At 32.3% G+C, this 12,667-nt stretch carries 11 protein-coding genes; 3 read left to right on the top strand and 8 right to left on the bottom strand.

Going from position 1 to position 12,667, the window contains the following annotated elements:
- Positions 1-52: 52 nt before the first annotated feature.
- Complete coding sequence (locus tag GSY47_RS06865; RefSeq protein ID WP_179005023.1) at positions 53-694, bottom strand: DUF6891 domain-containing protein; 642 nt, start codon at positions 692-694, stop codon at positions 53-55.
- Positions 695-724: 30 nt separating this feature from the next.
- Positions 725-1,264, bottom strand: a complete 540-nt coding sequence (pyrR, locus tag GSY47_RS06860) for a bifunctional pyr operon transcriptional regulator/uracil phosphoribosyltransferase PyrR (RefSeq protein ID WP_179005021.1) — start codon at positions 1,262-1,264, stop codon at positions 725-727.
- A 185-nt stretch (positions 1,265-1,449) separates the two neighbouring features.
- Here pyrR and GSY47_RS06855 point away from each other — a divergent pair, with 185 nt between their 5' ends.
- Both GSY47_RS06855 and GSY47_RS06850 read left to right on the top strand, forming a co-directional pair.
- The gene (locus GSY47_RS06855) at positions 1,450-2,082 is read left to right on the top strand and encodes a class I SAM-dependent DNA methyltransferase (RefSeq protein WP_219071200.1); all 633 of its coding nucleotides are present in this window, start codon (positions 1,450-1,452) and stop codon (positions 2,080-2,082) included.
- 83 nt (positions 2,083-2,165) lie between these two features.
- Entirely contained in the window at positions 2,166-2,585 is a 420-nt protein-coding gene (locus GSY47_RS06850; protein WP_179005017.1) for a hypothetical protein, read from the top strand.
- Positions 2,586-2,716: 131 nt separating this feature from the next.
- Here GSY47_RS06850 and GSY47_RS06845 read toward each other — a convergent pair whose 3' ends face one another.
- Positions 2,717-3,895, bottom strand: a complete 1,179-nt coding sequence (locus GSY47_RS06845) for a DUF418 domain-containing protein (RefSeq protein WP_179005015.1) — start codon at positions 3,893-3,895, stop codon at positions 2,717-2,719.
- Positions 3,896-4,013: 118 nt separating this feature from the next.
- Between GSY47_RS06845 and GSY47_RS06840 the strand changes: the two genes are divergently transcribed.
- On the top strand, positions 4,014-4,187 hold the full coding sequence (locus GSY47_RS06840; RefSeq protein ID WP_179005013.1) for a hypothetical protein: 174 nt from the start codon (positions 4,014-4,016) through the stop codon (positions 4,185-4,187).
- A gap of 268 nt (positions 4,188-4,455) precedes the next feature.
- Here GSY47_RS06840 and GSY47_RS06835 read toward each other — a convergent pair whose 3' ends face one another.
- The 5 genes from GSY47_RS06835 to nagB all read right to left on the bottom strand — a co-directional run bounded on the left by GSY47_RS06835 (position 4,456) and on the right by nagB (position 12,625).
- Entirely contained in the window at positions 4,456-6,075 is a 1,620-nt protein-coding gene (locus GSY47_RS06835) for an ABC-F family ATP-binding cassette domain-containing protein (RefSeq protein WP_179005011.1), read from the bottom strand.
- A gap of 397 nt (positions 6,076-6,472) precedes the next feature.
- On the bottom strand, positions 6,473-7,246 hold the full coding sequence (locus GSY47_RS06830) for a TlpA family protein disulfide reductase (protein ID WP_179005009.1): 774 nt from the start codon (positions 7,244-7,246) through the stop codon (positions 6,473-6,475).
- 126 nt (positions 7,247-7,372) lie between these two features.
- Positions 7,373-8,071: a DUF3592 domain-containing protein gene (locus GSY47_RS06825; RefSeq protein WP_219071199.1), complete on the bottom strand. Its 699-nt coding sequence runs from the start codon at positions 8,069-8,071 to the stop codon at positions 7,373-7,375.
- A 406-nt stretch (positions 8,072-8,477) separates the two neighbouring features.
- On the bottom strand, positions 8,478-10,538 hold the full coding sequence (locus GSY47_RS06820) for a beta-N-acetylhexosaminidase (protein WP_179005005.1): 2,061 nt from the start codon (positions 10,536-10,538) through the stop codon (positions 8,478-8,480).
- Between the two features lie 149 nt (positions 10,539-10,687).
- Positions 10,688-12,625 carry a glucosamine-6-phosphate deaminase gene (gene nagB / locus GSY47_RS06815; protein WP_179005003.1) on the bottom strand — a complete coding sequence of 646 codons (1,938 nt, stop codon included), beginning with the start codon at positions 12,623-12,625 and terminating at the stop codon, positions 10,688-10,690.
- Positions 12,626-12,667: the final 42 nt, after the last annotated feature.

The following is a 12,667-nucleotide window of genomic DNA, read 5'->3' as shown; positions in this document are numbered from 1 at the left end:
ATTCCGAATGAAAAACGGGTTTCATTCCATGCTTCTTTAAAGAGCAGCTACTCTATTCAATCATTCTCTCTACAACTTCTCCATAATCCTGAAGGTCTCTCGAATCTTCATTATAAACCTGCTGCCATCTGAAATTTGGAATTTCAATTTTTCGAGAAGCAGTTTCTTCCCATTTTACCTCAAAACCATTATTTCTCAGAACTTCGGCAACTTTCTTTCCAACTTCAATTGTAACTGCTGGATCAGAGTTATCAACTTTTTGAAAAGCGATATACAAACTTGGATTTTCAGGATCAATCGCTCTCGCTAAATCTTGTTCGTGATAAAAACAGTAGCCGTCAGATGTAACTCCATTTTCACGAAGCTCTCTTTCTACCTCAACAACTTCATATTCGCCATCACTTGTAGTGTAACCTGCATTGTGAAGCGCTACGATATTCTGATCGCATAATTCATCAAACGCGTTTATTAGTCTTTCAGTATCAGTCGGGCTTTTCCATTGTTCACTTTCTGCAAGTAACTTTTGGTATTCTTCGTCGATTTTTTCAAAAGCCCAAGCTTCTGAAATTTCCTCTTCAAATTCATTATCTTCAATTTCTTCCATGATGTTCTCTTTAATATCATCAATAGAAAGAAATCCCATTCTTACCTGGTTAAAAATTGATTCATAAATAAACTCTTCGTCCTCTGTCATGATTGTATTTTCAATTTTTAACGATTCATTTTAATTGGTAACCAAATGAACAACATCTTCACCATCATTTTCTTTCCAGCTTACAATTACCTTTTCTCCATTAATTGCATCTACCTGACGGCCTCTGTAATCGGGCTGAATAGGTAAATGACGGCTGAAACGTCTGTCAATTAAAACCAATAATTCAATTTCTGAAGGTCTTCCAAAAGACTGAATTGCTGTCAAAGCAGAACGAATGCTTCTTCCGGTAAACAAAACGTCATCGATAAAAATGACTTTTTTGTCTTCGACTATAAAATTGATTTGGGTTTTATTGGCTTCAAGCGGTTTATCAGTACGACGGAAATCATCTCTAAAAAAAGTGATATCCAGATAACCTAAAGTAATTTCAGGAACCTTGTATTCGTCTTCTAATAATTGTTTTAAACGTTCCGCTAAATAAACACCTCTTGGCTGAATTCCCACCAAAATTGTATTAGAGAAATCAAGATGTTTTTCGATTAACTGACAAGCCAAACGATGGAGTATGATAGTAACTTCTTTCGAATTAAGTAATACTTTTTGACTCATAAGTGATTGTAATGTTTGGTTGCGCAAATATACGGAATCTGATTTTATTTGTTGGGGTGTTGGATACTGAAATATTTTAGAAAACAAATTTAGCTTTTTGAAAATTTTTTCTTACCTAAATACCATATTTTAGCAAAAGAAAATTTTTAACTTTATTTGGTTAAATAATGCTTTGAAAATAATCTATGGACAAATACAAAGAAACTTTTGAAACTTGGAATAAAATTGCAAATCTCTACGAAGAGAAGTTTATGTATTTAAGTTTGTATAATGAAACTTATGATTTTTTTAGTAAAACCCTCACTAAGGAACAATTAAATATTCTTGAAATTGGTTGTGGACCAGGGAATATTACAAAATATTTATTATCAAAAAGAAGCGACTTAAAGATTACAGGCATTGATATTGCGCCAAATATGATTGAATTAGCAAAAGCTAATAATCCTTCTGCCAACTTCAAATTAATGGATACAAGAGAACTTGATTCACTAAGTCAAAAATTTGATGCTATTGTGTGTGGTTTTTGTTTACCATATTTATCACAACAAGATTCTCATAAACTTATGAATGATGCTGGAAACATTCTTTTAACCAATGGAATTTTATATTTAAGTTTTGTTCAGGGAAAGCCTTATGATTCTGGTTTCATTTCTGGAAGTACTGGTGATCGCGTCTTTTTTTATTATCACAGTTTAGAAGGAATAAGCAGTCAACTTCTAATAAACAATTTCATAATTATTAAGTTGTTTGACGTCAGTTATTTCAGAGGTAATAATATCGAAACTCACACTATAATAATTGCTAAAAAAACAATTTAATCTATTACTCAAATACGAGTAACCTTTTTTAGCACTAACTATATATTAATAAAAAAAATTAAACAAATCATACATACAACCAAATGATTTACATTAATAAAAGTACATTCCCATTTTGCTATGTAGAAGAGAAAAAATTTGAATGGGGAGAACCATACGAAGATGTAACACCTATTTTTAATTTATCAATTGATCCTAAATTATCTGATCTGGAATATACAATTGAAGTTCTAGGCAAAAATAATTTTAAAAACAATCTTCTAAAGCTTCATAACATATTAGTTAATAGAGAAGAAAATATACGTATAGAACATTTTAATGATTTAATTACTGATAGAGAAGTTTTGCTAAACAGAATTAAAATCTATTTAGACTCTAACACAGATAAAATCTCTCCTTGGGATTTACCTTATCATGTCTGTTTTAATGAAAACGATTATTTAGAATCAATTGAGAATGAAACGAATAGAATTTTATTATTTGAAAGAAAAGAATACCATTAAATAAAACTTATGAAAGAGTTTATCAAAATATATATTTGATAAATCCAGCCCTACAATATTGATCAATCCGATAGCTCTTTTTTCCTTTTGTATGAATCAAAATTTTCAAAAATCAACTTAGACTTTTCTAATCATTTAGATTTAGAGCTGGCAATCCAAGTTAATTTATGCCAAATAAATTCCAGTGGGCCTTGTTTATGATTTTTCAGCCACCAATTAGAAAATGCCAGCTGAAGCAAAAACAAAACAATTCCGATTATTAAACTAAAAACAGCTCCGGTATATTTAAAAAGTCCCAAACCATATTGATAAAATAAAACTGAACCAACAATAGATTGCAAAACGTAATTGGTTAAACTCATCTTCCCATAAGGAACTAATTTCTCTAAAACCTTTTGTGTTTTTTCTTTTGCATAAAACAAAATGAAAAGACTTATTAATACAAATGTAAAAGCAAAATTTGCCCAAGAAGTGACAATAAGCATTATAGAATCTGCTAAAGTTTTATTTTCAAATGATGAATAAATATTGATTCGAATAATCAAAAGTATCGCAACAATTATCAAAGCATATCGAAGCGTTTTTTTCCAAAAGATAAAATTTACTTTAGAAGTAAGGAAAAGCTGTTTTCGACCAGCAAGCGTTCCTAACACAAATAATCCCGCAGTTTGAAAACATTTTCCAGTATCCCAATTCCATAAAAATGATGAAATTCTGCCTGTTGTTAGATTTCCTATCACGACATCAACAAAAGAATTTCCCTTTAAGTACAACTGTGTTTGATAAGAATAAAAACTTCTGCTGCTTTCCTTGATTACATATTCTGAATTAAATAATAAATTAAAAACTTTATACCATTCTAAAGGCAAAAGCAATAAAAAAATTGCTATGCCAAAAACATATTTAGTTTTTAAATTAGAAACCAACAACAAAACTATTCCTAATACTGCATAGAGCATCAAAATATCACCCGCAAAAAAAATGGTATTGAAAATCCCGAAACAAAACAACAGTATGAGTCTCCACAAAAATCTCGGTCTAAAATTTTTTCCTTTCTTTTTCTGATTTTCATTCTGAATAAAAAAGCTGAATCCAAAAAGAAATGCAAAAATGGCATAAGCTTTTCCAGCAAAAAGATAAGAGAAGACACTTGCTACTATACTATCTAAGGTTTTAATCGATTCTGGCAAGTATTCTGGAATATAATCTATGTCAAAATGCTGCATGCAGTGGAGCAACACTATAATCATAAGCGCAAAACCTCGTAACGCATCCATTACTTCAATACGTTTAGGGTTATTGGCAATCATAGAATTTTAAATTATCAAGTTAAAGGAAATACAATAATAAAACATTTCTCAAAAATTCTATAACACATTTTCTTGATTCTTGAAGTAATTTTAAGTATGAATTTAAAATATCAGAATCATGCAAAATAAAATACTAAGATTGTTAATGGTATTCGTAATACTGTTTTCATTTACAAGCTGTGAACTAGTTGGAGACATTTTTAAAGCCGGAATGGGATTCGGGATTTTTATCGTAATTTTTGTGGTTGCGATTATTATCTGGATTTTCGCTAAAATGTTCGGAAGCAAATAAGACATAAAAAAATCCTCGTTATTTACATAGCGGGGATTTTTTTTAAACACATAGAAACATAGTTTTTGAAACTGCTTAGAGGCGTTTCACTTTTTTACAAAAAACATAGCTATGTGAAAGAAATATATTTCTCTTTTGTAGTTCTTTATTCTCACTAAATTCGACACTAAAACTATGTTTCTATGTGTTTAAAATTAGACTCCAATAAAAAAATCCCAAACTCCAATTTTAATTTGGGATTTGGGATTTTTTTATTGTAATTTATAGATTAAAGATTGTACATCTTTTTTCTTTGTTCCTGAATCTTTTCATCATCAAGATATTCGTCAAATGTCATGTAACGGTCGATTACTCCGTTTGGTGTCAATTCTACGATTCTGTTACCAACAGTTTGCGCAAACTCGTGGTCATGTGTAGTGAAAATTACTGAACCTTTAAAGTTTTTCAATGAGTTGTTGAAAGCTGTAATAGACTCCAAATCTAAGTGATTTGTTGGTTCGTCTAACATTAAAACGTTTGCACGCTCCATCATCATTCTAGACAACATACAACGTACTTTTTCTCCTCCAGATAAAACTCTAGATGTTTTTAAAGCTTCTTCTCCAGAGAAAATCATTTTTCCTAAGAAACCTCTAATGAATACCTCATCACGTTCTTCTTCCGTTTTAGCATACTGACGTAACCAGTCTACTAAACTCAAATCGTTTTCGAAATATTTGTGGTTTTCAGCTGGTAAATAGGCTTGGTTTGTTGTAATTCCCCAATCAAAAGTTCCAGCATCTGCTTTTTGTTCGTTGTTTAAGATTTCGTAGAAAGCCGTTGTAGCACGTGAATCTTTAGAGAAAAGAACGATTTTGTCGCCTTTCGCCATATTCAAGTTAATATCTTTAAATAAAACTTCTCCATCTACTGAAGCAGATAAGTTTTCTACATTCAAAATTTGATCTCCAGCTTCACGATCCTGATCGAAGATAATCGCAGGATAACGACGGCTTGAAGGTTTGATTTCAGAAATATTCAATTTCGAAATCATTTTTTTACGAGAAGTTGCTTGTTTCGATTTCGCAACGTTTGCACTAAAACGACGAATAAATTCTTCCAACTCTTGTTTCTTCTCTTCTGCTTTTTTGTTTTGCTGTGCACGTTGTTTTGCCGCTAATTGGCTAGACTCGTACCAGAACGTATAGTTTCCTGAATAGTGATTGATTTTTCCGAAATCAATATCAGAAATATGTGTACAAACCGCATCTAAAAAGTGACGGTCGTGAGATACAACGATTACAGTATTTTCGTAGTTTGCCAAGAAGTTTTCTAACCAAGCGATTGTCTCGAAATCCAAATCGTTGGTAGGCTCATCCATAATCAATACATCAGGATTTCCAAAAAGAGCCTGAGCCAAAAGCACACGAACTTTCATTTTTCCTTCCATATCAGCCATTAAAGTATAATGATCTGCTTCTGTGATTCCTAAGTTAGACAACATTGATGCTGCGTCAGAATCGGCATTCCATCCGTTCATTTCTTCAAATTGAACTTGTAATTCCCCTATTCTATCAGCATTGGCATCATTATAATCTAAATAAAGCTCATCCATTTCTTTTTTAACAGCATACAGAACTTTATTTCCCATTAAAACGGTTTCCAAAACAGTATGCTCGTCGAACATGTTGTGGTTCTGGTTTAAAACCGACATACGTTTTCCCGGCTCTAAATGGATATGACCAGAAGTTGGGTCCATATCGCCTGAAATGATTTTTAGAAATGTAGATTTTCCAGCACCGTTGGCTCCAATAACGCCGTAAATATTTCCGTGAGTGAATGTGGTATTTACTTCGTCAAACAAAATTCGTTTGCCAAATTGAACTGATAAATTATTGACTGTTAACATGAATGTCTTTTTAATTAATTTGGTGCAAAAGTACGGAAAAAGGTTCAGAGTTGCAAAGGTGCTGAGATGCTAAGTTTTTTTATGCTGATGAAGGGTTCTCGCAAAGTCGCGAAGGCGCAAATTTTTATTTTTTGAAGTTGATTACTGCGTAATCTTGTCATTTCGACGAAGGAAACCCGAGCAATAGCGAACTGGCGAAGCAAATCACACGCGGGATTCGACAAAGATTAGCGACATTCTATGCGGAGTTTCTAGTGCGATTTCTCCCTTCGGTCGAAATGACAAACTGTGCCTTTAATCTTCATTTTTACACATTGAATTAAAAATTCAACTATCTGGAAAATCTGCATAATTCGATATTAATTTCAACTACTCGAAAAATTCGAATAGTTCAAAACTAAAATTTACTTTCCTTCGCCAAAGCCACTTCTAAACTCTCAAAATTTGGTAACACTTTCGAAATCAATCCTTTTTTGTTTAGAATAAAATGCGTTGGAAATGAATTCAATTGTAATGCTTCATTCATATATTCTTTCATGTCAGGAATTACAGCATAAGAAAGCGGTTTTCTAGCTAAGAATGTTTTTAATTCTTCTGGTGAATCTTCAGCTAAACTTATAAAAATAATATCTTTTCTATCCTTATACTCTTCTACAAGTTTATTAACCTGTGGAAACTCTTTTATGCAAGGCGTACAATGAATGTACCAACATTTAATTACAATTATTTTCCCTTTCATGGATTCATTGGTCACCAAATTTCCATCTAAATCTTTAAACGAGAATTTAGGGAAAACCGTTCCTTCCATTTTATAATTCTTATAAGCATCAAAACCAATTTGATTGATAGTTGCTTTTATACTGGTATCTGTTTTGGGCTGAATTTTGAAAAGTTTATAATAATAAACCGAAGCATCTGATTTTAATCGGATTGGAATGAAACTTCCATTTGCTAATTGATCTAAAAAAACTTCTTTGGTAATTTCTTTGGAAGAAACATCAAGAGCTGTGAAATCTCTCGAAAGCATTATATTTTTATTCTGATAAACCGACCATTGTTCGTACGTTTTCTGAATTTGAACAGGATCAACTTCGGGATTTCCGAATTTGTTTTGAGCTTGGCTTAATGAAAAGGTGAAAAGGAATAGTGTTAGACTGAAAAGTTTCTGCATGAATTCTGAAAAAATATATTGAAACCCAAAAGTAATCAAAATTTTATAAGTCAATTTTAACTCAAAAGTTCGCTACTGTTCCTTCAGAAACAATAGCGAACTTACGATATAATTTATATTATTACTTTAATTTTTGAGAGCTGGCAGAAAAGAAATATCCACAGTATATTTTGATGGATTCTCTGGATCAATAAAAACTCTTACTGTATCTGTTTTCACAAATTCTGTTGGATCAAACCAGATGTAATCGCTTTTAAAAACATATAAATCATTGGTTTTTGGATCTTGCCATTGACTTAAAATTTGGTAAGGATGTCTTCCGTTTGAAGTATAGCTGGTATTTAATTGTACTTGTGTAAATTTTGCTGTAACAGATTTTCCTGTATCACGTAAATTTTGAGCTTTTCTTTTCTTTAAATATCCAAATAAAAAACTAAGACTGCCAATTAAAAAGAATATGGTTCCAATTGTACTTAATATCAATGGAACAAGCCATAAAGAAGCAAATCCGTTTATAACAGCTTCTTTTGGATCTGCTGGATCATATAAAATTTTAACTTTTTCATTGACAGTATAACTTGGAGGATTACTGCTAATAGAAGATGTAAAAGTAATTTCTTGTCCTAATTTTGTTTTAAAACTTACTACTGGACAATATGTTGTAGAATTATCTGATCTTCTGGCAATCATTTCGATAACAGTTCCCTGCGTACTTTCTGCTTTTTCTAAAAATATCTTTTTATCAAAATAAAAATAAACAGCTCCAGCCAATAGACCTGCGCCAACCATAGAAAATACAAGCTTAAAAATAAAAAATCCTTTCATTATTTTGGGGTTGATTAGTTATGGTAAAAATAGTATTAAAAGATTTCCATCCTCCTTAAATTGAATACTTTTTTAAACAAAAAAACCTGACAACGAATTGTCAGGTTTATAAATGTCCTTGTTTAGGTAAAAACCAAATAACAAATTACCTAAAGTCGGTACATTGTTTTGAAATAAAATTTAGATTAAAAAATAAATAACCAAACTCAATTTTAACCCACCAAAAATTTTACCTCACTTAATTTTCATGAACTTTGTTATTAACTCTTGAAAATATATTTAATTCCAGACACAATAAACTAAAAATATATTTTTGTAAATATCTCTGCCAGTGTTGCTCCAGCAGAGATAAATCATTTTAAATTAATAAAGGCAATAAATTACTAAACACTAATTCAAACTAATTTTACAATAATTTCTTCAAGCTAGCATAAACAGCTAGTTCAACATCTGCATGATCTTTTGTATTACAATCTTCAACTAACTTTTTCAAATTACCAGAAGTCGATTTATTATCCAAAACCAATAATAATTCCTGAGAAGCATCACTTAACTTTTTAGACAATGGTAATATTGGCTGCACTAAAGGTGCATTTGCACTTAAATCCGTTAAATCTTTGTGCACTGCAATCCATTTATTAAAAAATGCTGCAACTTTAGCTTTATTCTCCGCTGATTTATTTGCCAAATACTGATTTACTGCCGCATCAAATGCTAAAGAATCTTTTGAATCTGGACCGCAAGCATCTGCGAATAAAGTAAACGGAGAATACATTTGATATTCTGTTCCGCCTTTGTTACGGGTATATCCTTTTAATGGTTCACTTACATAGGAGAATTCTTCAAGCGCTTTAATATTTTGATTGTTTGCAATGTTTCTCAGGATAACATCTTTATTACGGATATGTGTAATTCCTAATTCTTCTAATCGGAAAGAAATTGTTTCTAAACGTTTACGCATGTTCTCAACATCTACCACATCTTCAGCAGACCAAAGTCTTTCGGCAATTGCAGCCGTTCTTGGCCAAAGTCTTGAATCTATGGTTTCAGAAGTAACCAATTCAGTCCACATTGTTGCTTCACCTCCAAGAATTCTCGCTTTTTCTTCATTTGTTAAATTAACTCCTTTTGGCATTGGATCATTTAAATAGTGACTTGCAATTGGATACATTAAATCGATATAATAGCCGTTTGATAAAACTGTTTTATATCCTTTTTTAACTGCATCTACCAATGATTGTCCAGCTGTCATTCCTTCGTTTGGACCTCTCCAAGAATGCACAATCGCTTCTTTAGATAAATCCTTCGTTAATATTTCTTCCCATCCCATTAACTGTTTTCCGTGCTTCTTTAACATCGGTGCCAACTGCATGGTGAAATAAGTCTGTAATTCGTGATTGGTTTTTAAGTTGTGTTTCTTTTTAAATTCTTGAATTTTCGGATTGGCATCCCAATCTTTCCCTTCATTTTCATCTCCTCCAATATGGAAATAATCTCCTGGAAATAAAGGACAAACCTCATCAAAAACACCACTTAAAATTTGGTATGTTTTAGGATTTGAAGGATCTAATGTCGGAGAAAAAATTCCCGCATTTCTTTCAACTCCATAGGTAGCGATTGCTGTACCTTCAATATTTTTTTCGGATGTTCCTCCTTTCAGCGTAATCACTTTGCTGCCAATTTCTGGGTAAGCTGTTAAAATTGCTGATCCGTGACCCGGAACATCTATTTCTGGAACAATTAAAATACCACGATCATCTGCATATTTTACGATATTTTTAATTTCCTCTTGTGTATAATAAAGTCCATCTGAAGCTAATTCTATAAACTTCGTATGTTTTTTCATTTCAATTCTCCAGCCTTGATCGTCAACTAAATGCCAGTGAAAAACATTCATTTTCATTGCTGCCAATGCATCGATGTTTCTTTTGATTACATCAACTGGCTGAAAATGTCTTGAAACATCAATCATTAACCCCCTCCAAGTAAATCTTGGAAAATCAGAAATTTTTGAAGCAGGAAAATAATACGATGAAGCATTGTTTTGAAGCATTTGCAATAATGTTTCTAAACCGTGCAAAGCTCCTAAATCGCTCGAAGCATTAAGCGTAATTTTATTTGATGTAATATCTAAATGATAACTTTCGTCCTCGTATAAACCAATTTTACCACTTTTTGTACAATTGATCTGCAATTCGGCATTTGGGACTTCATTTAATTTTGTGATAAATCCCTGTCCGAAAAACATACCTGTTCTACCATCTAGACGGCGCAGAAAACGCGTTACTCCTCCAAAAATTCTTGGATTTGGATTACCAGTAATATTTACTTTAAAACTTTTAGTTAAGGCAAAATTACCGTCATTAATAACCACGCTCTGAGGCCAAGGCATAAGATTGAGCTGCTCTTTTTTAACCTGAGCGCTTGCAGATAAGCCCGCAAACAATAGTACAAATAGATATTTCATTTTTTCTTTTTTTGGTTGGATAGTTTAGTATCCCTAATTTATTAAAAAAACAAAACTCAGACCGATTTTTGCTTTACCTCACTCTTGCAATGAGATCAATCTGAATTTTGTATTTGATTCATTTTCAAAATGAATCGTCAAAAAAATAGTTAGTAATCAAAACGCTTAAAGGCTTCTATCGCTTCATATTCAGCCAAACCTAATTCATCATATAAAATCGCCGTATTTTTATTTCGATCCTCTGCTCTCACCCAAAACTCTCTGGAATCATTTCCTTGAAACATAACTCTGTCTTTCTGTGATTGATGAAACAAAATAGCATGGCGTTTTAATAGAACTTCAGATGGACTTAATGGAACAGCCATATCAATTTCATGAATATCCCATTCGTGCCAAGCTCCTCTGTAAAGCCACAACCAGCAGTCTTTCATATAAGGTTCTGGTTTAAGTTCTTTTAAAGCAGCAAAAATGGCATTCAGACAGACTTCATGCGTGCCGTGCGGATCTGCTAGATCTCCCGCTGCAAAAACCTGATGCGGTTTTATTTTAGCAATAATATCTTTTACAATTTCAATATCTTCTTGACCTAACGGATTCTTTTTAACCTGTCCTGTTTCATAAAAAGGAAGATCTAAAAAGTGTGTGTTCTCGTCTTTAAGTCCAATATATCTTGTTGCGCCATAAGATTCCCTTCTTCTGATAAGTCCTTTTAATTTTCGAACTTCTAAAGAATCAATTTGGTTTTCCGATTTATTATTCAAGAAATCAATAACTGCCTGGAAATTAATATCTGCTTTTCCTTCACCAACAAAATCACTGGCTACTTCAGCAAATTTCAATGCTTCTTCATCAGAAACTGCAATATTTCCAGAAGTTTGATACACGACATGTACGTCGTGACCTTGTTTGATTAATTTAGAAAAAGTTCCTCCCATAGAAATCACGTCATCATCTGGATGCGGACTAAAAAGAATCACTCTCTTTTTTGCCGGATTTGCTCTTTCTGGGCGATGCGAATCATCTGTGTTTGGTTTTCCTCCCGGCCATCCGGTAATGGTATGCTGTAAAATATTGAACATATTGATATTCATATCATAAGCAGAACCTTCCTGAGCCAAAAGATCAGACATTCCATTATTATTATAATCACGGTCTGTCAATTTTAGAATAGATTGTTTTGTTTTTTGACACAACCAAACAATCGCTTTACTCTTCATTTCTGGAGTCCAAAGACATTCACCAACCAACCAAGGTGTTTTAAAACGAGTTAATTCTGAAGCTGCAGACTGATCTAAAACAAAAGTGGCATTTGCATGATTTTGCAAAAATGTAGCTGGAATCTCTGAACTAATATCTCCCTGAATGGTTCTCTTAATAATATCTGCCTTATTTTGTCCCCATGCCATCAAAACAATACGTTTTGATCTCATAATTGTTGAAACTCCCATTGTAATGGCACGTTTCGGTACATTATCAATACCATTAAAAGCAGATGAAGCATCAACTCTCGTGATATGATCCAATGTGATAATTCGGGTTCCAGAATTGATGTGTGAACCTGGCTCATTAAAACCAACATGTCCAGTACGCCCAATTCCTAATAATTGAAAATCAAGACCACCTGCGTTTTTAATATTCATTTCATAATCGATACAATACTGATTGATTTCCTCAATCGCAATCGTACCATCAGGAATATTAATATTTTCAGGTTTGATATCAATATGATTAAAAAGATGCTCATGCATGAAATAGTGATAACTCTGATTGTTCTCTTTTGTCATTGGATAATATTCATCCAAATTAAAAGTGATTACATTGCTAAAACTTAGTCCTTCTTCTCTATGCATTCTCACCAGTTCTTCGTAAACTTTTATAGGAGAAGAACCTGTAGCCAATCCTAAAACACAAGATTTATTTTTCTCTTGTTTAGATCGAATTAGCTGCGCAATTTCCTGAGCTACAATTACAGAAGCTTCGACAGAACTTTTGAAGATTTCATTATGAATTTTTTCAAATCGAGTTTCTTCAAACTTTCCTGCGCTTTTGTAACTAATATCAGGTTTTATATCTAAAGCACCTTTCATTTCTTTTCTTTTTTTGTGGTAATTAACATTTCGATTTAATAA

This window comes from Flavobacterium quisquiliarum, assembly GCF_019308285.1.
Classification (GTDB): Bacteria; Bacteroidota; Bacteroidia; order Flavobacteriales; family Flavobacteriaceae; genus Flavobacterium; species Flavobacterium quisquiliarum.
The sequence above is the reverse complement of the archived record's forward strand: the minus strand, read 5'-3'. Positions and strand labels throughout refer to the sequence as shown.

Coding starts and splice junctions, on each gene's coding strand:
- GSY47_RS06865 (WP_179005023.1), bottom strand. CDS start 694: ATGACAGAGGACGAAGAGTTTATTTATGAATCAATTTTTAACCAGGTA.
- GSY47_RS06850 (WP_179005017.1), top strand. CDS start 2,166: ATGATTTACATTAATAAAAGTACATTCCCATTTTGCTATGTAGAAGAG.
- GSY47_RS06820 (WP_179005005.1), bottom strand. CDS start 10,538: ATGAAATATCTATTTGTACTATTGTTTGCGGGCTTATCTGCAAGCGCT.
- GSY47_RS06835 (WP_179005011.1), bottom strand. CDS start 6,075: ATGTTAACAGTCAATAATTTATCAGTTCAATTTGGCAAACGAATTTTG.
- pyrR (WP_179005021.1), bottom strand. CDS start 1,264: ATGAGTCAAAAAGTATTACTTAATTCGAAAGAAGTTACTATCATACTC.
- GSY47_RS06840 (WP_179005013.1), top strand. CDS start 4,014: ATGCAAAATAAAATACTAAGATTGTTAATGGTATTCGTAATACTGTTT.
- GSY47_RS06825 (WP_219071199.1), bottom strand. CDS start 8,071: ATGAAAGGATTTTTTATTTTTAAGCTTGTATTTTCTATGGTTGGCGCA.
- nagB (WP_179005003.1), bottom strand. CDS start 12,625: ATGAAAGGTGCTTTAGATATAAAACCTGATATTAGTTACAAAAGCGCA.
- GSY47_RS06855 (WP_219071200.1), top strand. CDS start 1,450: ATGGACAAATACAAAGAAACTTTTGAAACTTGGAATAAAATTGCAAAT.
- GSY47_RS06845 (WP_179005015.1), bottom strand. CDS start 3,895: ATGATTGCCAATAACCCTAAACGTATTGAAGTAATGGATGCGTTACGA.
- GSY47_RS06830 (WP_179005009.1), bottom strand. CDS start 7,246: ATGCAGAAACTTTTCAGTCTAACACTATTCCTTTTCACCTTTTCATTA.